This is a genomic window from Streptomyces sp. YIM 121038, from assembly GCF_006088715.1.
GTDB lineage: Bacteria > Actinomycetota > Actinomycetes > Streptomycetales > Streptomycetaceae > Streptomyces.
The window spans coordinates 9,536,071-9,561,908 of sequence record NZ_CP030771.1; the positions used below are offsets into that span (position 1 = coordinate 9,536,071).

Sequence of the window (25,838 nt, forward strand, 5' to 3'; positions counted from 1 at the left end):
CCCGCCCGGGCCGCCTCAGCCGAACTGGCCGACCTGGTAGTCGCCCCCGGGGTTCGCGGTGATGACGTTCAGGCGGTTGAAGGCGTTGATGAGGGCTATCTCCGCCACCAGCGCGGCCAGTTGGTCCTCGTCGTAGTGCTTGGCCGCGTTGGCCCAGGCCTCGTCGGTGACCCCGCCCGCGGCGTCGGCGATGCGGGTGCCCTGCTCCGCGAGTTCCAGGGCGGCGCGCTCGGCCTCGGTGTACACCGAGGCATCCCGCCAGGTCGCGAGCAGGTTGAGGCGCGTGGGGGTCTCCCCGGCATGCGCGGCCTCCTTGGTGTGGATGTCGGCGCAGAAGCCGCAGCCGTTGATCTGGCTGGCGCGCAGCGCCACCAACTCCCGGGTCGCGGCGGGCAGCGCGGACTGCGTGAGTGCCCTGCCCGCCGCGGAGAGGTGCTTGAGGGCGTTGCCCGAGACCGGGTTGGTGAGGAAGTTGAGACGGGGTTCCATGGTGATCTCCTAGGTAGGCGCGGCTGAGGTAGGGCCGCGCCGAGTCGATGAGCCGCTGTTCACGGGACCGAATGCGCCCCACGGGTACGAGCCGTGCTCGCTCCACACCTCCGACGAGGCAGCCCCTGGAGATGTGAGGCCCCGCGCCGATCTCACATTTCGGCGTGCTGTTTCGTCGTATGGGTGACCGCGGTGTATGGACGACCGCGGCGTATGGATGACCGCGTCGACTGGATGACGGCGGAGACGGCCAGAGGAGCAGCGACACCATGAGCACCCCGAGCAGTGAGGGCACCCCGAGCGGCGAGTGCATCCCGAGCAGCGAGAGCCTCGGGAGCAGCGACACCACGACGACCTCGTACGAGTCCCAGGACGACAGGCTCGACCCGGGCTTGAGCGCGATCATGAGTGAGCGGCGTCAGCTGATCAATGTCGCGTACCGGTTGCTCGGCTCCCTCGCCGACGCCGAGGACGTCGTACAGGAGACGTACGCCCGCTGGTACGCGATGTCCCGGCAGCAGCGGGACGAGATCGTGTCGCCCGGGGGCTGGCTGACGAGGGTCGCGAGCCGCGTCTGCCTCGATCTGCTCGGCTCGGCGCGGGCCCGGCGCGAGAGCTATGTGGGCCAGTGGCTTCCGGAGCCGGTGCCGGACCACAGGGAGTGGGCCGACGCGCGGTCAGGCGGCAGGGCGGCCGATCCGGCCGACCGGGTCACTCTCGACGAGTCGGTGAACATGGCGTTCCTCGTGGTCCTGGAGTCGATGACTCCGGCCGAGCGGGTGGCGTTCATCCTGCACGACGTCTTCCGCTACTCCTTCGCCGAGGTTTCCGAGATCGTCGGCAGGACACCGGCGGCGTGCCGCCAGCTGGCCTCGTCGGCCCGTCGCCGCATACGTGCCTCGGACGCGCCCGCGCCGACCCCGGCCGCACAACGCGCCGCGTTGGTCAGGAGCTTCAAGGAGGCGTGGGAGGCCAAGGACATCAGCGCCCTCATCGGGCTCCTCGACCCCGACGCCGTGGGCGTCGCCGACGGCGGAGGCCTGGTCAGCGCGGTGCCGCTCACCGTGGGGAGCGAGCACGTCGCGCATCAGCTCGTCATGATCATCAACCGGGTGCCGGACCTGACGATCCTGGAGCGGACGGTCAACGGCGAGCCCGGCCTGGTGATCGAGCACGAAGGCGCTGTCGCCTCGGTAGTGGCGTTCGACTTCGCGGGCGACCGGATCAGGCGCTTCTGGTCGGTGCGCAACCCCGAGAAGCTCCGGCCCTGGACGACGGGCTGAGGCGGGCGCCCGGCGGCGGCTCAGTGCTCGATCGAGTCGATCAGCTCCCGCGCCCCCTGCCGCAGCAGGGTCACGGCCACCGAGGTGCCGAGCGTCGCGGGGTCGAGGGGGCCCGCCCACTCGTGGGCGTTGAGGACCCGCTTGCCGTCGGGCGTGAAGACCCGTGCGCGCAGCGACAGATCGCCCCCCGCGTCGCAGCGGGCGTACCCGGCGATCGGCGAGTTGCAGTGCCCCTGGAGCACGTGCAGGAACATCCGCTCGGCCGTGGCCTCGCGCCAGGCGTCACGGTCCCCGAGCCCGCTCACCAGGTCGATGGTGGCGACGTCGTCCTCGCGGCACTGGAGTGCGAGGATCCCGGCGCCGATCGGCGGGCACATCGTCTCCACGGACAGCACCTCGGACGCCAGGTGCATCGAGTCGAGCCGCTCCAGGCCGGACACGGCGAGCATCAGGGCGTCGGCCTCGCCCGCCGCGAGCTTCTGCAGCCTGCGGCCCGCGTTGCCGCGCATCGGTACGCACGTCAGATGCGGGTGGGACGCGGCGAGCTGGGCGACGCGGCGCACCGACGACGTGCCGATGCGGCTGCCCTGCGGCAGCTGGTCGAGCGTGAGCCCGTCGGGGTGGATGAGCGCGTCGCGGATGTCGTCCCGCTTGAGGAACGCGGCGAACGTCGTGCCCTGTGGCAGCGGCCGGTCCGCGGGCACGTCCTTCACGCAGTGCACGGCGAGGTCGGCCTCACCGGCGAGGAGTGCCGCGTCGACCTCCTTGGTGAACGCGCCCTTCCCGCCGAGCTGCGCCAGGTCGCCCATCCAGCGGTCCCCGGAGGTCGTCACGGGCAGGACCTCGGTGCGGACTCCGGGGTGCAGGGCGGCGAGTTCGGTGCGTACGCGCTCGACCTGGGCCAGGGCCATGGGGGAGGAGCGGGAGACGATGCGGATCAGCTCGGGAGCGGACATGACGTACACGATAGGCCCTCGCGGTCACGCCCCCGGCACCGGCGCGTCATCTAACTGGGCTACGGCACCTGGCGATTGACGGACGTGAGCCGTCCGCTCTCGCGGCGCCGGGCCGCGGACCCGGCCGCTCCGGGAGCCGGGACCCCGCGCCGAAGAACCATCCAGGTGGCGGACAGGTCCGGGGGCCGTGGGGCCTCGGACCGCGGCAGCCCCAAGGGGGCCGGTGGCCCGGCCCCGTCGTCGTAAGGGAAGCCCCGCGGAGCCCCCCCGGCCGCTGTCGAGGAACGCCAGGACCTCTCCGCCCCGCGTGGTCTCTGTCCGGATCCCGTACACGGGCCCGCGTAGGGGATCCGCACAGGGACCGCGTACGCGGGCCCGCGCCGTCCGCCCCTCTCACGTGGGCCGCGGGCCGCGCTCGTCGCCCTCGCCGCCGCACACGCCCGGCTCCAACGGCGGCGCCGACACCGCGACATTGGCCTTGCAGTGCGGTTCGTTGCCCGCCTCGGCGTGCCAGTCCGCGGGGCGCGGCCGGACGAAGGCCACCGCCGCGAGCGCCGCGAGGACGAACAGGCCCGCGCAGCCCCACGCCGCTTTGCCGAAGGCCGTGTCCAGCGCGTCGGGATCCGCGTACGCCGTGCCGCTCAGGCCCACGGCGAGCGGCAGGGCCGCGACCACGAGGAGTTGGGCGATGCGCGCGGCCGTGTTGTTGACGCCGCTGGCGAGCCCGGCCCGGGAGGCGTCCACCGAGGCGAGGACCGTCGCCGTCAGGGGTGCCACGAACACGCTCATGCCCACGCCGAGGACGACGACCGCGGGCAGCACGTCGGTGGCGTACGAGGAGTGGGGGCCGATCCGCAGCATCAGCAGGACCCCGGCGGCCGCGACGAGCGGGCCCAGGGTGAGGGGCAGACGCGGTCCGACGCGGCGGGCCAGGTCGCCCGCCGACGCCGACAGGAGCAGCATCAGGACGGTGATGGGCAGCGTCGCCGTGCCCGCCCGCAACGCGTCGTAGCCGAGCGTCGTCTGCAGTTGGACGGGCAGCAGGAACAGGATGCCGCCGATGGCGGCGTACAGGCACAGCGTCATGACGTTCGCCGCCGAGAACAGGCGGGAGCGGAACAGGCCGAGCGGCAGCATCGGGTCGCGGCGCCGGTGCTCGACGGCGAGGAAGGCGGCGCCCGCGAGCAGGCCGCCGATCCCCGGCAGGACGGCGGCGGCGACCGACGCGTCGCCGGACGCGCCGATCAGCGCGAAGCTCACGCCCGCCAGGAACAGCGCCGCGAGTACGGCGCCCGGCACGTCGAACCGCTGGGTGGCGGTGTGCTCGTCGCGGCTCTCCGGCACGTGCCGGGCCGCCAGGAGGACCACGGCGGCCAGCGGGATGTTGATGAGGAAGATCCAGCGCCAGCCCGGCCCGTCGATCAGCCAGCCGCCGAGGAAGGGCCCCACCGCCCCCGCGACGCCGCCGAGCCCCGACCAGGCACCCACCGCCTTGGCCTGGTCGCCGGGCCGGAACGAGGACCGCACCAGGGCCAGGGAGCCGGGAGTGAGCAGGGCGCCGCCCACGCCTTGCAGGGCGCGCGCGGCGATCAGCGTGCCCGCGTCCTGGGCGAGCCCGCACAGCGCGGAGGCCAGCGCGAACCACACCACGCCGATGACGAGCGTGCGCCGGCGCCCGATGCGGTCACCGAGCGCGCCGCCGAGGAGCAGCAGCGCGGACAGCGTCAGCATGTAGGCGTTGACCACCCACTGGAGGCCGGAGATCGACGCGTCCAGGTCGCGGCCGAGGGTCGGCAGGGCGACGTTGACGACCGTGCCGTCCAGCATCGCCATCCCGGAGGCCAGCACCGCGCACGCGAGGACCCAGCGGCCGCGCGGCGAGGCCAGGGCCACACCGGCGTCGTCGTCCGCGGACGGCCCCCGGGGAGGTGGTCCCGCAGAGGGGCCGGGGGAGGCGGGCTCGGGGGCGGAGTCCGCTGTCATCGCTCACCCTTCTCCCTGCTCATGCGGGCCCGCTCACATGTGGACCGCGCCTTCGCTCAGGTGCCCGCCCGCGGGACGGCCCCTGCGGTACAGGACGAACGTAACGACCAGTCCGATCGCGAAGAAGAGGGCCGACCACCAGTACGCGGTCTCGTAGCTGTGCATCTGCGCCTGGGCCTGCACGGCGGGCGTCGGCTTCCTGCCGGTCAGGTAATTGGTCGCGGCGCTGGTGGCGAGGGTGTTGAGCAGCGCGGTGCCGATGGAACCGCCCACCTGCTGGGTGGTGTTGACCATCGCGGAGGCCACGCCCGCGTCGTGCGCGGCGACGCCGGAGGTGGCCATGCTCATCGCCGGGGCGAAGATGAGCCCGAGGCCGAGGCCCATGACCAGGAGCGGCGGCAGCACGTGCGCCCCGTAGCCACTGGTCGTGTCGAGCGCCGTCAGCCAGACCATGCTCGCCGCCGAAAGGCCCATGCCGAGCGGCACGATGGGCTTGGCGCCGAACCGCGGCACGAAGACGTTGGTCGTGAGGACGGACACCACGACCATCACCGCGACCATCGGCAGGAACGCGAGACCGGTCTTGATCGGGGTGTAGCCGAGGATCTGCTGCATGTAGTACGTGAGGAACAGGAACACGCCGAACATGCCCGCGCCGGAGATGAACATGGCGAGGAAGGAGGCGCCGCGGTCCCGGTCGAGCACCACCCGCAGCGGCAGCAGGGGATGCGCGGCCCGCGTCTGCCACCAGGCGAACGCGGCGACCAGTACGACACCGATGGCGAGGAAGCCCCACGTCATCCAGTCGCCCCAGGAGTGCGTCTCGGCGTTGGAGAAGCCGTACACGATGCAGAACAGGCCCGCGGAGACCAGCAGCGTGCCGGGCACGTCCAGCTTCGGCCGGTCCGGCGGCGCCCCCGGGTGCAGCAGCCGGGCGCCGCCGACGATGGCGACCGCGGCGAAGGCCAGGTTCACGTACAGGCACCAGCGCCAGTCCAGGTACTCCGTCAGGACGCCGCCGAGCAGCAGGCCCACCGCCGCGCCCGACCCGGCGACGGCGCCGTAGATGCCGAAGGCCTTGGCGCGTTCGCGCGGGTCCGTGAACGTGGTGGTGAGCAGCGAGAGCGCGGCGGGCGCGAGCAGCGCGCCGAACACGCCCTGCAGGGCGCGGGCGAGCACCAGCATGGTGAAGCTGGTCGCGGCGCCGCCGAGCGCGGAGGCGAGCGCGAACCCGGCGAGCCCCGCGATGAACACGGCCTTGCGGCCCACCAGGTCCGCGATGCGCCCGCCGAGCAGCAGCAGGCTGCCGAAGGCGAGGGCGTAGGCGGTGACGATCCACTGCCGGTTGCCGTCGGTGAAGCCCAGGTCGCGCTGGGCGGACGGCAGCGCGATGTTCACGATCGTCGCGTCCAGGACCACCATGAGCTGCGCGATGGCGATGACCGCGAGGATCAGCCACCGGTGCTCGTGCTTGCCGCCCGTGTGGTACGCGGTGTGCGCCGGGGGCGGGACGGCCGACTGGGGCGTCGGGTCCGCCGTATGGGCGATCGGTTCCGCCCCGTGGGGTATCGGGTCCGGGGTGTCCCGCGGCGCGGGCTCGGGGCCGGGCGTGTGGTCCATGGTGGCCTCCAGACCCCCCACCTCGAAAGACACCCCCGTCACACGCTAAGCGCCCCGCGCAGCCGCCGCGACCTGGGCGGGGAGGGGGCCGAGTGCGCCGGAGCGGCACGCCGGAGGCGGTGCGCGGGGGCGTCGGCGCGCAGGGACGGCCGCCGGGGCCGGGGCGTGCCGCCACGCCCCGGCCCCGGCGGCCTTACGGTCGAGCGGCGCTCAGTCCACGTCGATGACCTCGGAGGCGCGCGGCTCGGCCACCGGGGCGCGCTCGTCGGGCCGTTCGGCGGGGGAGCGCTCCGCGGGGGCGCACTCCCGCTCCCGCACCTGGTCGTCCCGGCGCCGGGACAGGCCGCCCGCGAAGGCGGCGATGGGCTCCACGAAGCGAGCGGTGAGCGGCCCGGCCACCACCAGGATCAGGACGTACGCCGTGGCCAGCGGGCCGAGTGACGGCTCGATGCCCGCGGAGACCGCGAGCCCGGCGATCACGATGGAGAACTCGCCGCGGGCCACGAGCGCGCCGCCCGCCCGCCAGCGCCCCTTGACGGAGATGCCGGCGCGCCGCGCGGCCCAGTACCCGGTGGCGATCTTCGTACAGGCGGTGACGACGGCGAGCGCGAGGGCGGGAAGGAGCACCGGAGGGATGCTCGCCGGATCGGTGTGCAGGCCGAAGAAGACGAAGAACACGGCGGCGAACAGGTCGCGCAGCGGCGCGAGGAGGGTGTGCGCGCCCTCGGCGGCCTCGCCCGACAGCGCGATGCCGACGAGGAACGCGCCGACGGCGGCGGACACCTGCAACTGCTGGGCGATGCCCGCGACGAGGATGGTCAGACCGAGGACGACCAGGAGCAGCTTCTCCGGGTCGTCGCTGGAGACGAACCGCGAGATGAGCCGGCCGTAGCGCACCGCGACGAAGAGCACGGCGCCCGCCGCGCCGAGGGCGATCGCGAGGGTGAGGCTGCCCGCGGCCCAGCCGACCCCGGCGAGCAGGGCCGTGATGATGGGCAGATAGACGGCCATGGCGAGGTCTTCGAGGACCAGGATGCTCAGGATCACCGGGGTCTCCCGGTTGCCGAGCCGCCCCAGGTCGCCGAGCACCTTGGCGATGACGCCGGAGGACGAGATCCAGGTGACTCCGGCGAGGACGACCGCGGCGACCGGACCCCACCCCATCAGGAGGGCGGCGGCCGCCCCCGGCACCGCGTTGAGCGCGCAGTCGACGATCCCGGCCGGGTACTGCGTCTTGAGATTGCTGACCAGATCACTGGCCGTGTACTCCAGGCCGAGCATGAGGAGCAGCAGGATGACGCCGATCTCGGCGCCGATGGCGACGAACTCCTCGCTGGCGCCGAGCGGCAGCACGCCGCCGGTGCCGAACGCGAGCCCGGCGAGGAGGTACAGCGGGATGGGGGAGAACTGGAACCGCCCGGCGACCCGCCCGAGCAGGCCGAGCGCGAGGATGATGGCGCCGAACTCGATCAGTAGGACAGCAGAATGCACGCGCTCACTCCCTGCCGAGTATCGTCGCGGCGCTCTCCACGCCTTCGCGGGTGCCGATCACGATGAGCGTGTCCCCGCCCGCGAGCCGGAAGTCCGGCGCGGGCGACGGAATGGCCTCCGCCCGGCGCAGCACCGCCACGACCGACGTGCCGGTCTCGGTGCGCAGCCGGGTGTCGCCGAGCAGCCGCCCGTTCCAGTGCGAGCTGCCCGCGATCTCGACGCGCTCGGCGACCAGGCCGAGGTCGGTGGTGTGCAGCACCGTGGAGCACTGCGGCGCGGGCAGCAGCGCGTCACCGAGCGCCGCCGCCTCGCCCGAGGTGAGCCGGAGCGACAGCGCGCAGGCGTCCGGGTCGTCGGACCGGTAGGCGCTGAGCGTGCGCCCGCCGTCCCGGTGCGCCACGACGGACAGCCGTCGCTGCTCACGCGTGGCGAGGTCGTAGCGCGTTCCGATGCCGGGCAACGGGGTGCGGCTCAAACGTGAAGCGGACACAGCTCTCCCTTGGTGCTGGTGGGCGACTTCGTGTTCATGCCACCCTATCGGTCCGGATTTTGCCGATCCTTGGCCGGTACTTGGTGGTACGCGGAGGGAGGTCATGGGCGGGGTCGTGGCCGGTGCGGGCGCGGGTGCGGGGGCCCGCGCCGTCGCGGGCCCCGCGCCCCCGCGGCGGGGCTAGGCGTCGGCGGACACCACGCTGTCGTGCGGCTCCGCCGCGACCACCAGCACGCCCCGCTCCCCGCCGACCGGCAGCGACGCCCGCCGGATCAGCGGCTCCCACTCCGAGGGCCACGCGGTGGCCGCGTCCCACTTGATGCCCTCCAGCTGTACGCCGTCCAGCCTGGCGTCCCGCAGGTCGGCTCCGACGAAGTCCGTGCTGGCCCGTTCCACGTCGCTGATCGCGCGGCAGAGGGTCACGGCCTGGTCATGGGCGTCGGCCAGGTCGTCCACGAGGTCCTGCGCCACGACGTCGGCGCCGAGGGGGTAGCCGGGCACGGCGGCGTGCTCGCCCGTCCTGTCGTGTTCGTCCGGCCCGTCCCGCTCCTCCGGCCAGTCCCGCTCCTCCGGCCCGTCCGGCTCGTCCGTGAGGCAGGGCGTGAGCTCCTCGTCGAGCAGCAGCCGTACGTCCCGTACCGCCCGGACGAGCTGTTCGGCTCCCGGTGCGAGGAAGTCCTCCACGGCTGCCAGGTAGCTCCTGCCGATCACGGGCGAGGCGCGGCGCCGGGGCGCGGGCGGGAGCCGCACCTGGGCGAGGCGCGCGGCCAGGCGGCGGACGGACTCGTGCGCCCCGGCGGGCGCCGTGTCCGCCTCCAGGAGCTGCGCGAGGCACCGCGCCTCGCGCAGCGCGGCCCGCAGGGAGTCCAGAAGGTCCACGGGGCCGAAGGAATGGGCGATCCGCAGCGCCTCCAGACGGTACTTGAGGCGCACCGCCGCCGGCCGCCGCAGCAGCGCGTTGTCGGCGGGCGCCTCGGGCCCCTGTGCCGCCCTCGGCTCCCCGGCGGCCGCGCTCTCCCGGTCGAGCCGCGTGGTGACGGCGAGTTCGGTCTGCCGGTACGTGGTGGCGAGCATCCGGTCCAGGGCCAGGTCGGGGTCGCGGAGCTCGGGCGGGCCGCCCTGCCCCATGATCCGGTCGTGCACGGCGATGCCGACACGGAGGTGCGCGGCGGCCAGCAGGGCGTCGAGCGCGCGGTCGGCCTCGCGCGTGCCCTCGTGGCCGGGGCCCTTCGGGAACGCCCGGCCGTGGCTCGTCGTGCCCGCGTCGCGGTTCGTCGTGCCCCCGTCGTGGCTCATCGCTGCCCCTCGTGTACGTCGCCGACGCCGACGCCCTCCAGGCCGAGGCCCGCCCGCAGCGCGGCCCTGGCCCGCGCCAGGTTCTGCCGGACGGCGGCCTGGGTCGTCCCCATGGCGCGAGCGCTCTCCTGCGTGGTGAACCCGTCGAGGTGCCAGGCCATCGCGGCCCGCTGCTTGGCGGGGAGGCCGAGCAGGAGGGCGGTGACGTGCCGGGCCTCCTCACCGAGCTCCGCCGCGTGCGCGGGCGTCTGCCACCGCACGAGCACGCGCGGCTCCGGCGGCTCCGCGCAGCTGTCCTCCAGGCTGACGTGCTGCGCCACCCACGAGCGCCAGGCCACCGTGCGCAGCCAGGCCTTGGGGTGGCGGATGGCCACGCCCGGCGCGCACATCTGCGTGAACGCGTCCTGCGCGGCGTCCTGCGCCTCGTTCCAGGAAGCCCCGTGGAACAGCAGGAACCGCACCAGGGCCGGGTACTCGGTCTCGTGCAGCTCCTCGGCCAGCTCCCGGCCGGGCAGCGCGACCGCGTCGGCCTCCAGTGGCCGTGGCGGACTCAGCTCAGCGCTCGCGGCTTCCTCCACGACGGCCACCCCCGATCACCGGGGCCGAGGGACGGCCGGGGCGGGCCGTCTGCCGCGCCACGGCGACGACCTGTACGTGATGGCCGTCGCGGTACTCCCGCAGCGACGCCCACGGAGCGGTGCAGCGCACCCGCTCGGTCAGGGCCTCGTGGGTGATGCGCGCCAGCTCCACCTCCCTGTCGAGCCACTGGCGGACTGTCTTCACCACACCGCTGACGACACTGACGAGCACCGTCGCCACTGCCCCGGCCACCACAGGATCCACTCGCGTGCCCTTTCTCGTCTCCGCGCCGCCACCGCGCGGCGCCGCACGCTCAACAGTGGCCCTGTAGCGGGGAGTTGTGACAAGACGCTGGTCACCCCCAGCGACGGTCGAGGGTGAGCACAGCACGACGCGGCGCCCCGGTTTCCCGGGACGCCGCGTCGTCACGCACGGGAGGTGCTAGAGGGCGCCCGCGCCCTTCGCGACCTCGCCGACCTTGCCTGCGGCCCTGGTGGCGTCGGCCTTCTTCAGCTTCCCCGCGGTCTCGTCCACGGTGCCGACGACCTTCTTCACGTCGACGGCGTCGAGCGGGGTCTTGTTCCCGGTGACGGCGGTGTCCAGCAACTGCTGTCCTCCGCCCAGCGGTTCGGCGGCGACGGCGGGAGTGACGGCCCCGAGGGCCATCGCGACGCCGACGACACCGAAGGCGGCCTTGGCGATCTTCACGATCGTTCTTCCTTCCCGGCAGTGGCGGCCTGCGGAACGCGACGGCCATGCCGTCGGAGCGTCGAGGTCGGACACTCATCTCGCCCTGCCGCAACCCGTAACCGTTCCTCGGCCGCAAAGGTGACCGTTCGTCACCCGTTTGGCCGCGTCGCGCCACTGAGCGGCTCGTAGGCGCTGATGACGTACAGGGCCTCGTCGTCGATCGCCTCCTCCTCCCAGTCCAGGGTGATCCGCGCCGGATGCCCGTCGGCCGCGTACTCGGTCTCGGCCGTGTGCGCCTTCTCGCGCCTGGCCTGCTCGACCTCCTCCAACAGCTCGCCGATGGTGGGCACTTGCTCCGGCAGCTCCTTGACGACGCGGCGCCCGCTGTCGTCCAGGCCGACCGCCTCGCTCACCTTCCCGGCGCGCACCGTCACGCGGAACGTCCCGATCAGCGCCCGCTCGCCCGCACCGGACCTGAGCGTGTACGCGTACGAGGACGGCTCCTCCCAGTCACCCCCGCCCGATGGCGCGGCAGCCGCGGGCCCCGCTTTCCCGACGAGCGCGGCGGGCTCGTCCCCACAGGCGGCGGTCGTGCCCCCCACCCCCACGACCAGCACGGCGAAGGCCACGAAGCGGACGGGAACACCAGGACGCGCGGCGGTCATGTCGGCCCTTTCGACGACGGATACCGCTATGACGCCGCCGGGGTCAGGAACGTTCGTGTCCGACATCGGCGACCAGCGCGGCGTAGTCCTTCCGCTTCACGCCCTCGCAGACCTCCGGGCGCCCCTCGGCCCCCGCGTCGTTCCGCTCGCGGAGCGCGTGGGCGCAGTCCTGGACGCGGTCGTCGTACGAAGAATCGTACGAGGGAGGGGTGAGCCAGAGGACGGTCCCCGTGAGGACTCCGGCGACGGCCAGAACGCCGGTGGGAATGAGGATCGTGGAGCGGCGCATGGGTCCCCCCGAGGCAGTGTGAGGGCCCCGGAGCGTAGCGCTGCCACGGTGGTGATCGGGCCGGAACGGGCAAGCCCGGCCTGCGGCGGTGACCGGGCGTCGCCCGGTCACCGCCCTGCACGCCGTGTCCGCTGCCGCCGACGTCGTTTCCTCGCGCTGCCAGGTCTCCAGCACCTGTAGGCGACCCGGGCCGCGCGAGCGCGGTGGCGGCGAGCGGGGGGACGGCGCGGCTGTGCTGCCGTCCGCAACCACTCGAAACTGACAGCCGTATGTCTTTCTACCGGCTCGGCGGGGAGGACACCGTGCCCGCGAGGGGGCTTTCTGTGACCGCTTCTGCCTGGGAGAGCGCTCTCATCCTCGGTGTTCAGAGGGAGGACGGGAGCGCTGCCGGACCGGAATCGTGCCCGTTCCCCGCGCCGAGTTCGCCCGTATCACGCCCGCCTGCCGGTGCCGTGACATCGTGGTGCCATGGTCATCAAGGTGCGTCCGGCATCCGTGTACGAGGACGTCCGCGCGCTGGTCGGTCCGAAGGCGCCGGGGGCGAACGTCTGCTGGTGCCTGAGCTATCGGATCCCGTCCAAGCTCAACAACGAACTCCGCGGGCCCGCCCGGGGCGCGTACGTCGCCGAGCTGTGCCGCGCCGACCCGCCGCCCGGGGTGATCGCCTACGACGGTGACGAGCCGGTCGGCTGGGCCGCCGTGGCGCCACGCACGGACACCTCGTTCGCCCGCAGCCGGAAGATCCCGTACGTCGACGACCTGCCGGTGTGGTCGCTGTGGTGCCTGCGCGTCCGCCCCGGCCACCGCAAGCAGGGCGTCTCGCACGCCCTGATCGCCGGTGCCGTCGCGTTCGCCCGTGACCGGGGCGCGCCGGCGATCGAGGCGTACCCGCTCGACAACGGCGACGCGCGGGTCGACCTCACGATGGCCTACGCCGGGATCCGCAGGAACTTCGAACGCGCCGGGTTCACCCACGCCGCCGACACCACCTCGGTGCTCGCCGGGCACCCCCGGGTCGTCATGCGGCTCGACCTGCGCTGACGGGCCGGGCGCCGCCGCGGAGGGGATTCGGTCATTTGCCTGGCGCGATGACGTTGTTTCGGGGGAGTTGACGGAGCGGCCCCGAGAGCTGGTTAGGATCACGGCGTGGTTACGGCTTGGTCACCCCGGCGCACGGCGCGGGACCGTGCTGGCGCGGAACCCCGTGGTGCGACGGGTCCGCTGCTGCGGCTCCTGGCGCTCGCCGCGCTGCTGTTCGCCGTGGCCCTCGCGCACGGGGCGAGCCCCGACAACGCCGGGGCGCACCTGGCCACCAGCGCCGTGTCCGTGACGGGCCCGGCCGTGGACGCGCCCGCGGCCGCGGCCGAGGCGGCCGCCCTGGCCGCGGACGACGGCTGCCACGGGGAGCACGGCTCCGTGCACCCGGACGAGCAGTGCGCCTCGGGGCAGCCCGCACAGGGACCGGCCCTCACGGCGCCCGGCCTGGCCGCCTCGGTCGGGCAGCAGGGCGCTTCCGGGCGCCCGCCCGCGAGCCGCGCCACGGGCGCGTACGCGTACGCGCTCGCACCCTCCGTGGCCCTCAAGTCATCCGTGGTCCAACAGGTTTAACCCGCGACGCCCGGCCCCGGCCCACCCTCCGCCCGTCCGTCTGCCCGTCCACCCGTGTGTCTGTCCGTGTGTCCGTCCGCGGACGGCGGGTGCGGCAGTTGTCCGTCCGCGGACGGCGGGAGCGGCCGTCGCCGGAGGCCGCTCGCTCCCCCCACCCCCCACTCACATCCGTCGTCGCCCCCTGCACGGCCGCCGCCGTCGAGGAGGCGCACGACCGGAGGACCCGTGTCCGTAACCCCCCGCGTGCCCGCCTGCCCCCGAAGGCGGCGCACACCGTGGCGGCGCAGGATCGCCGTGCTCGTGCGCGGCGCCCTGCTCGCCGTCATGGTGCTGTGCGCCCTCGTCCACGGACCGCTGGACGAGAACCACGGGCCCCAGCGCCCGCTCGTCGTGGCCACCACCGCCGTTGCCAGTGCGGGAGACGCCGCCCCGCACAGCCCTCACCAGCACCACGGGTCCGAGGAGTGCGCCCCGGACGGCCCCCTGCGCACCCCCGCCGCCCCGGCGGCGGACCCCCCGCCCGCCGGAGCGGGAGCCCTCACCGCCGCGGCGGCCTGGGTGGTGCTCGTGGCGCCGGGGCCCCGCGCGGCACAGCGGCGACGAAGAACACGAACGGGCCGGACGACTCTCGTCCGCACGGCCCGGTGGCGCATCTAGACCGCCCGCCCGCAGCCGCACCCCCGGCTGCCGCGCCCGCGGCCCCGCGGACACGGACCGCCCGTCCGCCGCGAGACCGCGACGCGAGATGAACACGCACCGCGCATTCGTCGAGCGAGAGCGAAAGAGATGCAGTCACCGATGAACATCGCCAGGACCACCGACCGTTCCGCCCTGTCGGCCCTCGTGGGGGACACACCGCTGCTGCGCGTGTCCGAGCCCCTCGCACCCGCCGGACACGGCTTCTGGGCGAAGCTGGAAGGCTTCAACCCCGGAGGCATCAAGGACCGGCCCGGCCTGCACATGGTGGAGCGGGCCCGCGCCCGGGGCGAACTGCGCCCCGGCGGCCGGATCATCGAGTCCACCAGCGGCACCCTCGGCCTCGGCCTCGCCCTGGCCGGAATGGTCCACGGCCACCCCGTCACCCTCGTCACCGACCCCGGCCTCGAACCGTCCATGACGCGCCTGCTCACCGCCTATGGAGCGAGCGTCGACATCGTCGCGGAGCCGCACCCCACCGGCGGTTGGCAACAGGCCCGCCGCGACCGCGTCACCGAACTGCTGCGCGCCCACCCCGGCTCGTGGTGCCCCGACCAGTACAACAACCCCGACAACACCAGCGCGTACACCCCGCTCGGCCTCGAACTGGCCGCCCAGCTCGGCCACATCGACGTCCTCGTGTGCAGCGTCGGCACCGGCGGCCACTCCGCGGGCGTCGGCCGCGTGCTGCGCCAGCTGTACCCGGACATCGAGATCGTCGGCGTCGACACCATCGGCTCGACCATCTTCGGCCAGCCCGCCCGGACCCGCGTCATGCGCGGCCTCGGCTCCAGCATCTACCCCCGCAACGTCGCCTACGACACCTTCCGCGAGGTCCACTGGGTCGCCCCGCACGAGGCCGTGTGGACCTGCCGCCGCCTCGCCGCCTCCCACTACGCCACCGGCGGCTGGAGCGTCGGCGCCGTCGCGCTCGTCGCGGGCTGGCTCGCCCGCACCCTGCCCGCCCACACCCGCATCGCCGCGATCTTCCCCGACGGACCGCAGCGCTACCTCAGCACCGTGTACGACGACGACTACTGCGCGCGGCACGGCCTGCTCGACAGCCCGCCGGCCGCCGAACCGGAGGTCATCGGCCGCGCCGACGAGAAGGAGGTGCACCGCTGGACCCGGTGCGCCGAGGTCGTCGACCCGCTGACCCTGACCGCGCGGCCGGAGGCGGGCCGGTGAAAGCCACCCTCGTCCAACTGCGGTCCTACGAGCGCAGCGTCCAGCTGCTGATGGTGAACCAGTTCACCATCAACCTCGGCTTCTACATGCTGATGCCCTATCTGGCCGCCCACCTCTCCGGCACGCTCGGCCTGGCGGGCTGGCTCGTCGGCCTTGTCCTCGGCGTACGCAACTTCAGCCAGCAGGGCATGTTCCTGGTCGGCGGCACGCTCGCCGACCGGTTCGGCTACAAACCCCTGATCGTCGCGGGCTGCGTCCTGCGGACGGTGGGCTTCGCGACGCTCGGCCTGGTCGACTCGCTGCCCGCGCTGCTCGCCGCGTCGGCCGCCACCGGGCTCGCGGGCGCGCTGTTCAACCCGGCGGTGCGCGCGTACCTCGCGGTGGACGCGGGGGAGCGCAGGGTCGAGGCGTTCGCGCTGTTCAACGTCTTCTACCAGGCCGGGATCCTGCTGGGCCCGCTGGTCGGCATGGTCCTCACCGGGGTCGACTTCCGCATCACCTGCCTGGTGGCGGCCGCGATCTTCGCCCTGCTCTCCGTGGTGCAGATCCGTGCCCTGCCGGTCCGCGGCGGACAGCGCGCCCAGGGCGCGGGGGAGCGCGTGCTCACCCAGTGGCGGGGCATCCTCACCAACCGGCCGTTCCTGCTGTTCTCCACCGCCATGATCGGCTCGTACGTCCTGTCCTTCCAGGTCTATCTGGCGCTGCCCCTGGACGTGCGCAGGGTCGGCGGGGACGGGCAGTTCGGCACCGTGGCGGTGGCGGCGCTCTTCGCCGTCAGCGGACTGAGCACCATCGTCGGCCAGACCAAGGTCACCGCCTGGTGCAAGGCCCGCTACGAACCCGGTGAAGCCCTGGTCAGGGGCCTCGCGGTGATGGGCGTCGCGTTCGTGCCGCTGCTCCTCGCCACCGCGCTGCCCGTGCCCGGGTCACGCATCGGGCTGTGGGCCCTGGCCGCCGTGCCGCCCGCGCTCGCGGCACTGCTCCTGGCCCTCGGCACGATGATCGCCTACCCGTTCGAGATGGACACCATCGTCCGCCTCTGCGGCGATCGTCTCGTCGCCACCCACTACGGCCTCTACAACACGGTCTGCGGAGTCGGCATCACGCTCGGGAACCTCCTCACCGGCGCCGCCCTGGACGCCGCCCGCGAGGCGGGGCTCCCCGCGCTGCCCTGGGCCGCGCTGCTCGCACTCGGCCTCGGCTGCGCGAGCGCGCTGTACGGCCTGCACCGCACTGGCCGATTGGCGCCGCCCGCGCCGCGGCCCGCGGCGGCCTGACCCACTGACCCGTGGCGGACGGGGGCAGACGTCGTCTGACGCCTGCCCCCGGCAGGCCGCGCCATCCCACAGGAGTGCCCCATGTCCACCTCCGACCTGACCGTGCCCGGCCCGACTCCGCCGCGCCTGCGCCCCTTCCGGGCCGTGCGCTACGACGAGGACCGCGCCGGTGACCTGTCCGCGCTCGTGGCCCCGCCCCACGACGACCTCGAACCGGCCCACGCGCGGTCCCAGCGCGTGCGCCCGCACCACATCGCGCGCCTGATCTACGCGTCCGACCCGCAGGCCGCGGCGGGACAGCTCCAGCGCTGGCTGCGGCGCGGCGTACTGCGGCGCGACGAACACCCCGCCCTGTACGTGTACCAGCAGCAACGCGGCGCCCGGATCCTGCAGCGCGGAGTGATCGGCGAACTGCCGCTTCCGCACCCGCGCGGCACGCCCCGGGACCTGCTGCCGCACGAGGACGTGTCCGCCCACGTCGTACGCCAGCGGGCCGCGCACATGGCGGGCCTGCGCGCCCAACTGGAGCCGCTGCTCCTGACGTACCGCGGCACGCGGTCGACGGCCACGCAGATCACGCACCACATCACCCGGCGCACCCCGACGGCCGTGGCCCGCGTCGGCGACACCACCCACCTGGTGTGGGCGTGCCACGACGAGGCCGAGACGGCCCTGCTGAGCGCGGGCGTGGAGACCGACCAGGCCCTCATCGCCGACGGCCACCACCGCCACGCCGCCTGTCTGCGCCTGGGCGTGGAGCGGAGCAGCCCCTGGGCCAGCAGCCTGGCCCTGTTCGTGGACACCGTCGCGTATCCGCCGCGGCTCGCCGCGATCCACCGGGTGCTGCCCGGACTCGACCCGGAGAAGGCGGCGTCGGCGGCCGCGGAGGTGGCTCGCGTCCGGCGGCTGCCGCAGGGGCCGCGCCCGCCCGCGCCCGACGAGATGGTCCTCACCGGCGGGGGCAGGGCCTGGACCGTCAGCGATCCGGAGCCCGGCGCCCTGCGCGACGCCCTCGCCGGGCGGCCGCCGCAGTGGGCCGCGCTTCCCACGGCCGTCAGCGACCACCTGCTCATCGGCGCCGCCTGGTCGGTGCCGGAGCTGCCCGGCGCCGTACGCCACCACCACGACGCGGCCAGGGCCGTCGCGGCGGTGGCCGCGCCGGGCCGGGGCAGCGCCGTGCTGCTGCCCGCGCTCGGGGAGGAGCAGGTGCGGGAGTTGGCGCGGGCCGGGGTGCTGCTGCCGCGCAAGTCCACGTCGTTCGGCCCGAAGCCCGCGATCGGCCTGGCCCTGCGGGTGCTCGGCCTGTCGTGACGGCTGTCCTTCGGCCGTTCCCCGCACCTGCCCGCCGAGCCGTGGCACAGCCCGTACGCGGACGTCATGGCTCCAGCACACGGGCTCGCCAAGCTGGCGTGATGACGGCGACGGCACCGGCTGTGCGCCGGACGCGGGGGGCGGCGTGAAGGACGGACACATGCCTCGAAGGCGGGGGCCGCGGGGGCGATGACCCCGCGGCGACGACGAGAGGCGCGAGCCGATGCCCGACCGTGGAGAACACGGTCGGGCATCGTCGCGCCGGGACCGTGCCGGGAGCTACCGCGCGTCGACCAGGACGCGGCCGTCGGTGGGCGTGTGCGCTGCCGCGCCGCTGCGGTACGCGGCTTCGACCCGAGCCTGTTCGGCGGCGTCGGGAACCGCGTTCTTGCAGGAGACCCCGCCGGTGGAGCCCGACATCAACTGGGAGCACGGGCCGGGCTTGGTGTCGGGAAGGCCCAGGTTGTGGCCGATCTCATGGGCGGCGATACGGGTCTTGTCGTAGCCCTGGGTGACGGCTTCCTGGCCGAGTTGGACGACGCCACGGCCGCCGGGGCGGACCGGTCCGAGGGTGGCCTGCGGCCAGCCGCTGGTGGCCACGATCTGGATCTCGGCACGGGTGCCGGGTGCGGCCTTGACCAGTTTGACGTTGTCGACGTTCGTGTTCCAGGAGGCGACTCCGGCCGTGATCGCGGCCTCCCAGCCGGCGGCCCGGGTGTCGTCGTAGCGGAGCGTCACCACGGCGGACGCCTTGCTCGTGCGGGCGGGCTCCGGTGTCGCCAGGGCGTGCGCCGTCGGTAACGCCGTGAGGACGACCGCCGCCGCGGTGCCGGCTATTCCCAGCCGTATGTAATGCCGCATTGCTGTCCCTTCATTCGTGAGGCCGGCTCCCTCGGGAGCCGGAACTGTGGGGGGTGTGGACAGGCTGTACGCGGTGTTGATGGCAAGGGGTGGGTCAGCGACGGACGCCGTCTGGGGTGCATCCGATCGGGGGGCCGGACATGCGCCGCTCCCTTCCACGCCACCGGACTTCGCCCGAGACGGTACAGCGCTGAGCGCGCTCGCAACAGCAGTCACAGGCATGTGAAATTCCGCAGGGCACCCCCCCAACTCCGCACCGGCGCCCGGGAAGCGCGGTTTCACGTCACGCGTGCGGGGCCCGCTCGGTGAGGGCGAGCACCGCGTCGAGCAGGGTGGCGGTCAGGGCGGGGAGCCGGTCGGGGGACTCGGAGAGCAGGAACAGCCAGGCGAAGACGGGGCCGACCACGAGGGCGTTGAGGGCGGCCGGGTCGGGGCGGGCGGCGAGTTCGCCGCGCGCGGCCGCGCGGTCCAGGATCTTCGTGAGGGTGCGGCGCTGGGCTCCCAGGTACTTCTCGTCGAACCTCTCGCGCAGGACGGGATCGGCGTGGAGGTCGGCGAGGAGGCCGGGAACCGTCCCCTGCGGCGGAGCGGTCATGGCGTCCGCGACCTCGTCGAGCACGGCGGCCAGGTCGGCGCGGAGGGAACCGCGGTCGGGTGCCACGGCCAGGAACTGGTCCGGCAGCAGCACGTCGAAGATCATTTCTTGTTTGGTGGCGTGGCGGCGGTAGATCGCCGCTTTGCCCACCCCGGCCCGCGCGGCCACCTCGGCCATCGTGAGCCGCATGTACCCCACCTCGCCCAGGAGTTGAAGGACGGCGGGGGCGATGGCGTCGTCGACGCGGCTGTCCCGGGGGCGGCCCCCCGGGTTGCGGGCTTGCTTTCGGGCGGACATGAGCGCATCATACGGAACCAGTAGTAACGATACCAGTGGTTCCGGAACTGACGGATCCATTTCTTCGGTACGGGATGACCGGCGGCGCCGTCCTCGCGTCCCCGTGCCACCGACAGGGCACACCGGCTGGGAAGGAATGACCGATGCGCATCCCGAAAGCCACTCACATCGCACAGCCGTGGCGGATACACGAGTTCGCCGAGGACTTCCGGATCGAGGACGTGTGGTCCTTCCGCGCGCCCGACGCCGGTCCCGACGACTTCCCCGTGATGGTCAAGGCGCTGAAGACGGCGTACGACATCCGGGAGGAGCCCGCCGCGGTCCGGTTCCTGTTCGCGGTGCGCTGGAAGCTCGGCGGCCTGCTCGGCTGGGACTCCGAGCGGGCGGGCGTGGGCGGCCGGGTCGCCTCGCTGAGGGACCGCCTCCCGCCTGACCTGGCCCGGACCGCGAGCGACGCGGTCCCCTGCACCGACCCGTTCTCCGAGGTGTACCAGCTCGACAACGAGGCGGCCCGTGAACTGGGCAACAAGACCGTCCACGCCATCATGCACGTGGGCTGGGTGCGGACCGACGAGGGCGGATACGAGCTGCGCATGGCGGCCCTGGTCAAGCCGAACGGGCGGTTCGGGCGGATCTACATGGCCTGCATCCTGCCGTTCCGCTACCTCATCGTCTATCCGGTGCTGACCCGTCAATGGGAACGCGCCTGGCTCGACCACGGCCGCCCGAACCGGCGCGGCTGGTCCGTCGGCCCGGACTGACGCGCGGTGCGGCCGCGTCGGCCGAAGGGGGCCTCAGGCCGGGTGCTGCTCCAGGACCGTGGCCACGGTGTCCGCGTCCGCCGGCTGCTTGTCCTCGCGGTACCGGACGACCCGGGCGAACCGCAGCGTGACGCCGGCCGGATAGCGCGAGGACTTCTGCAGGCCGTCGTACGCGATCTCCACGACCAGTTCGGGGCGGACGGTCACGACGGAACCGTCGTCGCTGACGGCCAGTTCCCGCAGGCGCCCGGTCTGCCAGGCGAGCATCGCGTCCGTCATGCCCTTGAAGGTCTTGCCGAGCATGGCGAACGTGCCGTCGGGGCGGCGGGCGCCCAGATGGAGGTTGGAGAGCTTGCCGGTGCGCCGCCCGTGGCCCCACTCGGCGGCCAGGACCACCAGGTCGAGGGTGTGCACGGGCTTCACCTTCAGCCACGCGGCGCCGCGGCGGCCCGCGCTGTAGGGGGCGTCCAGGCCCTTGAGGACGACGCCCTCGTGGCCGCGCGCGAGGGTGGCGGCGAAGAAGTCGTCGGCGGCGCGGCGGGCCGCCTCGTCCGCCGGGTCCTCGACGGTGAGGCGGCGCACCCGCATCGGTGCGGGCACGAGCCGGGCGAGCACCGTGTGCCGCTCCCGCAGGGGGAGTTCGAGGAGGTCCTGGCCGTCGACGGACAGCGCGTCGAAGAAGACCGGGGACAGGGGCACTTCCGCCGCCGCGGCGGCCACGTCGAGACGGGAGCCGACTCGGCCGGCGATCTCCTGGAACGACCGGGGCCGCCCGCCCGCGTCGAGCGCGATGACCTCGCCGTCGAGAATGAACCGCGCACCCGGCAACTCGCCCGCGAGGGCCGTCAGCTCGGGCAGCCGGTCCGTGATGTCGTCCAGGGTGCGCGTATAGACGCGTACGCCGTCGGCGTCGCGGTGCACCTGGACGCGGATGCCGTCGAGCTTCTCCTCGACCGCGCACGGCCCGAGCTTGTCGATCCCCTCGCCGACGGACGGCGCGCTGTGCGCGAGCATCGGCTGGACGGGGCGGCCGACGGTGAGCCGGAAGTCCGCGAGGGCGTCCACCCCGCCGTCGAGCACCGCCCGGGCGACGGGGGTGAGGCCGCCCGCCAGCATCACGGCCCGCCGCACCTCGGCTGCCGGGGCTCCGGTGGCCCGCGCGAGCCCCTCCACGGCGACCGCGTCGAGGGCGCCCTGGCGTACCTCGCCGGTGAGCAGGCCGAACAGCAGCTTCTGCTCGTCCGCCGTGGCCGCGCCCAGCAACTCCTGGACCAGTCGGCGCCGTTCCGCCTGTGCTCCGGTGCCCGCGACGGCGGCCAGGGCGGTGAGCGCCGCGTCCACGTCCGCCACCGTGAGCGTCGGCTCGGCCGCCGGGGCGACGGGATCCTTCAGCGCGTTCCAGCCCACCCCGATCCGCCCCTGGGGGAGCCGTCCCGCCAGGTAAGGGATGACCAGGGGCCCGTCGGCGGGCCCGGCGGCCTGGAACAGGTCGGACAGCAGGGCGACCTTCCGCGACCGCGCCGCCGTCGCGGCCACCTCCTTGGACACCTCCGCGACCCTGGCGAACAGCATGCGGCCATCCTGCAACGCGGGGCCTGATCCCGCACGGCGGGCCGCACGGCGTCGCGCCCCGGCCGGGCGGCCCGTAGCGGTACGCGCCCGGCGGTCGGCCGAGTGCCCGGCCCGGTGCTCCGCTCAGCGCTCGACGATGCCGCGCACCACGTCCAGGTCGACCAAGTCCTGCGGGCGAAGCCGCAGTTCGTCCGCGAGGCCGGGCGCGTCCGCGCGCGGACGCTTGAGGATGGCGGCCGCCGCCTCGGGCGCGATCACGGAGAAATAGCTGTCCGGGGTCGCCCAGGTGCGGCCGGGGGCGGCCAGGGCGAGCGCGCCGCCGGAGCCGCCCTCGCCGATGACCAGGCTGGTGACGGGGGTGCGGGCGGTGGCCACCGCCGCGAAGACGTCCGCGATCGCGGCGCCCGCCCCGGCGCGCTCGGCCTCGGCGTCGTTCGCCGCCCCGGGCGTGTCGATCAGGGTGAGCACGGGCACGCCGAGGCGGTCGGCCAGGCGGATGAGCCGGGCCGCGGTGCGGTACCCGGCGGGGCGTGTCGCCGTACCGCACTGGGCCGCGTACGCGACCGTCCGGCCGTCCCGCAGCCCGAACCCGCACCGCAGGCCCGCGTCCGTGCCGCCGCACCGGTCACCGCTGATCTCCTCCCGCGCGGAGAAGTACGCGTCGAGGTAGGCCTCCGCGCGCGGGCGCTCCGGAGCACGGGCCCGGAGCACCGCCTCCCAGCCCGTGCCGGACGGCTGCGGGCGCCCGAGGGCGCGCGGCGGCGCGACGGGCCCCCGCGCGGGCGAGGTGAGCAGCCGCAGCCAGCGCCCCAGGCGCGTGCGCAGCTGCTCCCGCGGTACGACCGCGTCGACGGCGCCCGCCGCCAGCTGGGCCTCGGCGGTGTACGCCGCCGGGTCCGCGTCCGGCGGCCGGACCCGGGAGCCCGCGAAGCCCACCTGCGCGCCCGGCAGCGCGAGCACGAGGTCGGCGCCCGCGCCCAGGGTCGCCCAGCCGCCCCCTGTCGTCGGGTCGCGCACCACGGCGATCTGCGGCAACCCGGCCGCGCGGTTGAGTGCCGACTGGGCCGCCACGCGCTGGAGTTGGGACAGGGCCCGCAGGCCTTCCTGCATCCGGCTGCCGCCGGTCGCGACGAGCGAGACGAGCGGCAGCCGGTGCGTACGGGCCGCCGCGTACGCCGCCTCCAAGCGGTCGCCGGTCCGCTCGCCGAGCGAACCGCCCAGATAGCGGAACTCGAAGGAGACCAGGACGGCACGCACGCCCTCGACGACGGCCGTGCCGCACACCACGGACTCCGTCTCGCCGGTGCGCTCGTACGCCGCGGCGCGCGCGTCGTCGTATCCCGGCCAGGAGAGCGGTCCATCGGGCCGCGCCGCGCTCGGCGGCTCCGGGAGTTCGGTGAAGTCGGCGGTGACGGAGGCGATGGCCTCGCGTGCGGAGACGCGGTCGGCGGCGCGGTGCGCATGAGGTGAGGACACGCCTCGTACTCCTACCCTGCTCCGTCCCGTTCCGTCGAGCACCGGCCGGTCGGTACGCCGTCGGCATCCCAGCCGCACCAATCCGGCCGGGTGGCCGTGACGAACCCCCTGTGTCCATCCAGACAATGGGACGAGGGAGTCAGCCCATGCAGCAGAGCAACACCACCACCAAGCCGGGCCGCAGGCGGGCCGGGCGGTTCGCCGTCGCCGTCGCGGCGGTCGGGGTCCTCGTGGGCGGCGGCATCGCCGCGGCGGGCTCGGCCAGCGCCTCCACCTTCTGCGGAGCGACGGGGGACGGTGGCTACGGGTGCGTGATCGACCAGGGGGACGGGACGTTCAAGATGGTCAACAGCAACGGGGACATCGTCTACAACTGGTGACGCCGTACGGCTGGGACCTGACGCCTGGTGCCTGACGCCGGGCGTCCGACCTGAGGGCGGGCGGACCACGACCGGCTTGTGTGCCGGTGCGGGTCCGCCCGTCCGTGCGACCGCCGGGCCGCACGCGCCTTCTAGGGGCGGTGGCAGATGTAAAGAGGGCCCGCCCAGTGCTCGCAGACCGGGCCGGTGGTGGGCGCCGGTGTCGGCTCGGGGGGAGTGGTGGGCTCGACCGGGGTCGGCGTCGGAGTCGGTGTGGGCTCCGGGGGCAGGGTGGGTGTGGGCGTCGGGGTGGGTGTGGGTATGGGCTCCGGGGGTTGCGTGGGGGTCGGCGTCGGGGTGGGTGTGGGCGTAGGCGACGGCGAGGGAGGCTCTGTCGGGGTCGGGGTCGGGGCCGGGGTGGGAGTGGGCGTCGGTGTTGGAGCCAGCGCTGGCGTCGGTGTCGGAGGCAGCGGCGGCGTTGGCGTCGGAGCCAGCGGCGGCTCCGGCGGGCGCGGCGGCTGCGGTCGCGTCACAGGCGGGACAGGCTGCGGCGGCTCCGGCCGCGCGGCCGGAACCGGGGCCGGGCCCTGGGGCTGCTCGGCGGGCCGGTCGGCGGGCCGCTCGGGCCGCGCCTGCGGAGGGACCGGCGCCTCGGGCCGCCCCGGTGCCGCGCCCCCTGGTGCGTTCGGCTTCGCCGCGGTACCCGGCCGGGGCTCGGGCACGGTGATGTCCGGCGCCCCGTCGGACGCCTTCTCCGGCTCCCCGACCGGCGCGTCCGCGGGACGGGACGCCGCGCCGCTCTCCGCCGTGACGGCGCGGGCGGGGGTCGCCGAGTGTCCCGGGCCGCTCAGGACCAGGCCCGCGGCGACGGCGGCCCCGGCCACCGTCGTGCCGACGGCCCCGACGACGGCCACGGGCAGCTTCCCGCCCGCCGTGAGGGCGTGGCGCAGGCCGTGCAGCAGCCCGCCGGAGCCGGGCGCGCTCCCGCCGGACGACGCGGCGGCCGCGGCCCCGGCGCCCGCTCCGGCCGCGAGCGGCGCCAGGAACTTGCCCGCGCCCCCGAGGACGAACAGGAGCAGGGCGGGCCCGACCAGGGCGGGCAGCCGGTGGTTGGCGCGGGTCAGCAGTGCGAGGCGGCCCCGGCAGTCGGGGCAGCCGTCGAGGTGGGCGACCAGCGTCTCGGACTGCCGGGGCGTGGCCTCGCCGCGCACGTGCGCGGGCATGCGGTCCCAGTGGGTCTCGCAGGCCGGGTTCTCGGGCGCACCGGGGTGGGCGCGCAGGAAGGCCTGGCGCATGCCCTCGCGGGCCCGGTGCAGCAGCACCGCCGTGGCGCCGCGGCCCGCGCCGATGCTCCGGCCGATCGCGTCGAGCGGCTGGCCCTCCGCCTCGGCGAGCCACAGCGCCTTCACCCAGCGCTCGGGCAGCTGGCCCAGGACCCGCGTCAGCAGGTCGACGGAGGACACCCGGGCCGCCGGGTCGCCCTCGCCGTCGGCGACGGTGGTGACGTCGACGACCTCGGGCGCCCACGGGGCCTGCGGGTCGTGCGGGGTCTCCTTCGCGGCGGCCCGCCCGACCGACACCGCGAGGTGCCGCACGGTCGTCATGAGGTACGCCGCCACGTTCTCGATCTCGTGCCCGGCGGCCAGGCGCCGCCAGACGCGGAAGTGCGCCTCGGCGACCAGGTCGTCGGCGACCCAGGCGTTGCCGGTCAGTGAGCGCGCGTACGCGACGAGGCGCGGATGCTCGGCTTCGTAGACGCGCGCGTACGCGGCGGTCGCCGCCCCGGAGGCGGCGGGAACGGCCTCGGGCGGGCCGTCGGCGGGGACCTCAGGGGGGACGTCGGCAGGGACGTCGGATATGACAGGACACTCCTGTCCCACTGCGGGGGTGGTGGGTGAGGTCGAAAGACTAGGTGAGAAATATCGGACATATCAGGGATAGGTGACGCAGGTCACAGTGAACTCTTCATGCACTCCCGTAATGAGGGCACCCGCTACCGGGTCGTA

26 protein-coding genes are annotated in these 25,838 nt (G+C 74.4%); 9 read left to right on the forward strand and 17 right to left on the reverse strand.

Annotation, left to right across the window (positions count from 1 at the left end; genetic code table 11):
• Positions 1 to 15: 15 nt before the first annotated feature.
• Positions 16 to 489: a carboxymuconolactone decarboxylase family protein gene (locus C9F11_RS40265; RefSeq protein WP_138965165.1), complete on the reverse strand. Its 474-nt coding sequence runs from the start codon at positions 487 to 489 to the stop codon at positions 16 to 18.
• A gap of 404 nt (positions 490 to 893) precedes the next feature.
• On the opposite strand from C9F11_RS40265, the gene sigJ reads away from it, so the two are divergent.
• The gene (gene sigJ, locus C9F11_RS40270) at positions 894 to 1,772 is read left to right on the forward strand and encodes an RNA polymerase sigma factor SigJ (RefSeq protein WP_249402280.1); all 879 of its coding nucleotides are present in this window, start codon (positions 894 to 896) and stop codon (positions 1,770 to 1,772) included.
• A 20-nt stretch (positions 1,773 to 1,792) separates the two neighbouring features.
• Here the strand turns inward: sigJ and hemC are convergent, their stop codons facing one another.
• From hemC to C9F11_RS40325, 11 genes are all read right to left on the reverse strand, one after another.
• The gene (hemC, locus tag C9F11_RS40275; protein ID WP_138965169.1) at positions 1,793 to 2,728 is read right to left on the reverse strand and encodes a hydroxymethylbilane synthase; all 936 of its coding nucleotides are present in this window, start codon (positions 2,726 to 2,728) and stop codon (positions 1,793 to 1,795) included.
• 393 nt (positions 2,729 to 3,121) lie between these two features.
• Positions 3,122 to 4,711, reverse strand: a complete 1,590-nt coding sequence (locus C9F11_RS40280) for an MFS transporter (protein WP_138965171.1) — start codon at positions 4,709 to 4,711, stop codon at positions 3,122 to 3,124.
• A 33-nt stretch (positions 4,712 to 4,744) separates the two neighbouring features.
• Positions 4,745 to 6,331: an MFS transporter gene (locus C9F11_RS40285; RefSeq protein ID WP_138965173.1), complete on the reverse strand. Its 1,587-nt coding sequence runs from the start codon at positions 6,329 to 6,331 to the stop codon at positions 4,745 to 4,747.
• A gap of 210 nt (positions 6,332 to 6,541) precedes the next feature.
• The gene (locus C9F11_RS40290) at positions 6,542 to 7,822 is read right to left on the reverse strand and encodes a cation:proton antiporter (protein ID WP_249402083.1); all 1,281 of its coding nucleotides are present in this window, start codon (positions 7,820 to 7,822) and stop codon (positions 6,542 to 6,544) included.
• 4 nt (positions 7,823 to 7,826) lie between these two features.
• Complete coding sequence (locus C9F11_RS40295) at positions 7,827 to 8,312, reverse strand: TrkA C-terminal domain-containing protein (protein ID WP_138965175.1); 486 nt, start codon at positions 8,310 to 8,312, stop codon at positions 7,827 to 7,829.
• A 180-nt stretch (positions 8,313 to 8,492) separates the two neighbouring features.
• The gene (locus tag C9F11_RS40300) at positions 8,493 to 9,608 is read right to left on the reverse strand and encodes a hypothetical protein (RefSeq protein WP_249402084.1); all 1,116 of its coding nucleotides are present in this window, start codon (positions 9,606 to 9,608) and stop codon (positions 8,493 to 8,495) included.
• Positions 9,605 to 10,186 carry a sigma-70 family RNA polymerase sigma factor gene (locus C9F11_RS40305; protein WP_138965177.1) on the reverse strand — a complete coding sequence of 194 codons (582 nt, stop codon included), beginning with the start codon at positions 10,184 to 10,186 and terminating at the stop codon, positions 9,605 to 9,607. Before C9F11_RS40305 ends, C9F11_RS40300 begins: the two co-directional genes overlap by 4 nt.
• On the reverse strand, positions 10,164 to 10,451 hold the full coding sequence (locus C9F11_RS40310) for a hypothetical protein (protein ID WP_138965180.1): 288 nt from the start codon (positions 10,449 to 10,451) through the stop codon (positions 10,164 to 10,166). Before C9F11_RS40310 ends, C9F11_RS40305 begins: the two co-directional genes overlap by 23 nt.
• 177 nt (positions 10,452 to 10,628) lie before the next feature.
• Positions 10,629 to 10,895, reverse strand: a complete 267-nt coding sequence (locus tag C9F11_RS40315) for a hypothetical protein (protein ID WP_138965182.1) — start codon at positions 10,893 to 10,895, stop codon at positions 10,629 to 10,631.
• 131 nt (positions 10,896 to 11,026) lie between these two features.
• Complete coding sequence (locus C9F11_RS40320; protein ID WP_138965184.1) at positions 11,027 to 11,542, reverse strand: DUF6174 domain-containing protein; 516 nt, start codon at positions 11,540 to 11,542, stop codon at positions 11,027 to 11,029.
• A 43-nt stretch (positions 11,543 to 11,585) separates the two neighbouring features.
• Positions 11,586 to 11,831: a hypothetical protein gene (locus C9F11_RS40325; RefSeq protein WP_138965186.1), complete on the reverse strand. Its 246-nt coding sequence runs from the start codon at positions 11,829 to 11,831 to the stop codon at positions 11,586 to 11,588.
• Positions 11,832 to 12,299: 468 nt separating this feature from the next.
• Between C9F11_RS40325 and C9F11_RS40330 the strand changes: the two genes are divergently transcribed.
• From C9F11_RS40330 to C9F11_RS40355, 6 genes are all read left to right on the forward strand, one after another.
• On the forward strand, positions 12,300 to 12,872 hold the full coding sequence (locus C9F11_RS40330; protein ID WP_138965188.1) for a GNAT family N-acetyltransferase: 573 nt from the start codon (positions 12,300 to 12,302) through the stop codon (positions 12,870 to 12,872).
• 105 nt (positions 12,873 to 12,977) lie between these two features.
• Positions 12,978 to 13,439, forward strand: coding sequence for a hypothetical protein (locus C9F11_RS40335; protein ID WP_138965190.1), 462 nt, complete (start codon positions 12,978 to 12,980; stop codon positions 13,437 to 13,439).
• Positions 13,440 to 13,664: 225 nt separating this feature from the next.
• Positions 13,665 to 14,096, forward strand: a complete 432-nt coding sequence (locus tag C9F11_RS40340; protein ID WP_138965191.1) for a hypothetical protein — start codon at positions 13,665 to 13,667, stop codon at positions 14,094 to 14,096.
• Positions 14,097 to 14,237: 141 nt separating this feature from the next.
• Positions 14,238 to 15,323, forward strand: a complete 1,086-nt coding sequence (locus C9F11_RS40345) for a PLP-dependent cysteine synthase family protein (protein ID WP_249402085.1) — start codon at positions 14,238 to 14,240, stop codon at positions 15,321 to 15,323.
• Positions 15,320 to 16,600, forward strand: coding sequence for an MFS transporter (locus tag C9F11_RS40350; protein WP_138965196.1), 1,281 nt, complete (start codon positions 15,320 to 15,322; stop codon positions 16,598 to 16,600). Before C9F11_RS40345 ends, C9F11_RS40350 begins: the two co-directional genes overlap by 4 nt.
• A gap of 81 nt (positions 16,601 to 16,681) precedes the next feature.
• Entirely contained in the window at positions 16,682 to 17,911 is a 1,230-nt protein-coding gene (locus tag C9F11_RS40355; RefSeq protein ID WP_138965198.1) for a DUF1015 domain-containing protein, read from the forward strand.
• 279 nt (positions 17,912 to 18,190) lie between these two features.
• On the opposite strand, the gene C9F11_RS40360 is transcribed toward C9F11_RS40355, so the two are convergent.
• Positions 18,191 to 18,772: a snapalysin family zinc-dependent metalloprotease gene (locus tag C9F11_RS40360; protein ID WP_138965200.1), complete on the reverse strand. Its 582-nt coding sequence runs from the start codon at positions 18,770 to 18,772 to the stop codon at positions 18,191 to 18,193.
• Positions 18,773 to 19,055: 283 nt separating this feature from the next.
• A complete protein-coding gene (locus C9F11_RS40365) occupies positions 19,056 to 19,664 on the reverse strand; it encodes a TetR/AcrR family transcriptional regulator (protein ID WP_171076011.1) in 609 nt (202 codons plus the stop codon).
• Between the two features lie 143 nt (positions 19,665 to 19,807).
• Here C9F11_RS40365 and C9F11_RS40370 point away from each other — a divergent pair, with 143 nt between their 5' ends.
• Positions 19,808 to 20,425 (forward strand): DUF2867 domain-containing protein, encoded by a 618-nt coding sequence (locus C9F11_RS40370; protein ID WP_138965204.1) that lies wholly within the window; start codon positions 19,808 to 19,810, stop codon positions 20,423 to 20,425.
• Between the two features lie 33 nt (positions 20,426 to 20,458).
• Here the strand turns inward: C9F11_RS40370 and C9F11_RS40375 are convergent, their stop codons facing one another.
• Positions 20,459 to 21,997: an ATP-dependent DNA ligase gene (locus tag C9F11_RS40375; protein WP_138965206.1), complete on the reverse strand. Its 1,539-nt coding sequence runs from the start codon at positions 21,995 to 21,997 to the stop codon at positions 20,459 to 20,461.
• A gap of 123 nt (positions 21,998 to 22,120) precedes the next feature.
• Entirely contained in the window at positions 22,121 to 23,473 is a 1,353-nt protein-coding gene (locus C9F11_RS40380) for a carboxyl transferase domain-containing protein (RefSeq protein ID WP_138965208.1), read from the reverse strand.
• Positions 23,474 to 23,619: 146 nt separating this feature from the next.
• Here C9F11_RS40380 and C9F11_RS40385 point away from each other — a divergent pair, with 146 nt between their 5' ends.
• Positions 23,620 to 23,853, forward strand: a complete 234-nt coding sequence (locus tag C9F11_RS40385; RefSeq protein ID WP_138965210.1) for a hypothetical protein — start codon at positions 23,620 to 23,622, stop codon at positions 23,851 to 23,853.
• 131 nt (positions 23,854 to 23,984) lie between these two features.
• On the opposite strand, the gene C9F11_RS40390 is transcribed toward C9F11_RS40385, so the two are convergent.
• Positions 23,985 to 25,712 (reverse strand): sigma factor, encoded by a 1,728-nt coding sequence (locus C9F11_RS40390; protein WP_249402086.1) that lies wholly within the window; start codon positions 25,710 to 25,712, stop codon positions 23,985 to 23,987.
• Positions 25,713 to 25,838 lie beyond the last annotated feature (126 nt).

Bases quoted from the DNA above. Each gene is read 5' to 3' on its own strand.
- C9F11_RS40265 (WP_138965165.1), bottom strand. From the start codon at position 489: ATGGAACCCCGTCTCAACTTCCTCACCAACCCGGTCTCGGGCAACGCC.
- sigJ (WP_249402280.1), top strand. From the start codon at position 894: ATGAGTGAGCGGCGTCAGCTGATCAATGTCGCGTACCGGTTGCTCGGC.
- hemC (WP_138965169.1), bottom strand. From the start codon at position 2,728: ATGTCCGCTCCCGAGCTGATCCGCATCGTCTCCCGCTCCTCCCCCATG.
- C9F11_RS40280 (WP_138965171.1), bottom strand. From the start codon at position 4,711: ATGACAGCGGACTCCGCCCCCGAGCCCGCCTCCCCCGGCCCCTCTGCG.
- C9F11_RS40285 (WP_138965173.1), bottom strand. From the start codon at position 6,331: ATGGACCACACGCCCGGCCCCGAGCCCGCGCCGCGGGACACCCCGGAC.
- C9F11_RS40300 (WP_249402084.1), bottom strand. From the start codon at position 9,608: ATGAGCCACGACGGGGGCACGACGAACCGCGACGCGGGCACGACGAGC.
- C9F11_RS40320 (WP_138965184.1), bottom strand. From the start codon at position 11,542: ATGACCGCCGCGCGTCCTGGTGTTCCCGTCCGCTTCGTGGCCTTCGCC.
- C9F11_RS40325 (WP_138965186.1), bottom strand. From the start codon at position 11,831: ATGCGCCGCTCCACGATCCTCATTCCCACCGGCGTTCTGGCCGTCGCC.
- C9F11_RS40330 (WP_138965188.1), top strand. From the start codon at position 12,300: ATGGTCATCAAGGTGCGTCCGGCATCCGTGTACGAGGACGTCCGCGCG.
- C9F11_RS40345 (WP_249402085.1), top strand. From the start codon at position 14,238: ATGAACATCGCCAGGACCACCGACCGTTCCGCCCTGTCGGCCCTCGTG.
- C9F11_RS40355 (WP_138965198.1), top strand. From the start codon at position 16,682: ATGTCCACCTCCGACCTGACCGTGCCCGGCCCGACTCCGCCGCGCCTG.
- C9F11_RS40360 (WP_138965200.1), bottom strand. From the start codon at position 18,772: ATGCGGCATTACATACGGCTGGGAATAGCCGGCACCGCGGCGGCGGTC.
- C9F11_RS40365 (WP_171076011.1), bottom strand. From the start codon at position 19,664: ATGTCCGCCCGAAAGCAAGCCCGCAACCCGGGGGGCCGCCCCCGGGAC.
- C9F11_RS40370 (WP_138965204.1), top strand. From the start codon at position 19,808: ATGCGCATCCCGAAAGCCACTCACATCGCACAGCCGTGGCGGATACAC.
- C9F11_RS40375 (WP_138965206.1), bottom strand. From the start codon at position 21,997: ATGCTGTTCGCCAGGGTCGCGGAGGTGTCCAAGGAGGTGGCCGCGACG.
- C9F11_RS40385 (WP_138965210.1), top strand. From the start codon at position 23,620: ATGCAGCAGAGCAACACCACCACCAAGCCGGGCCGCAGGCGGGCCGGG.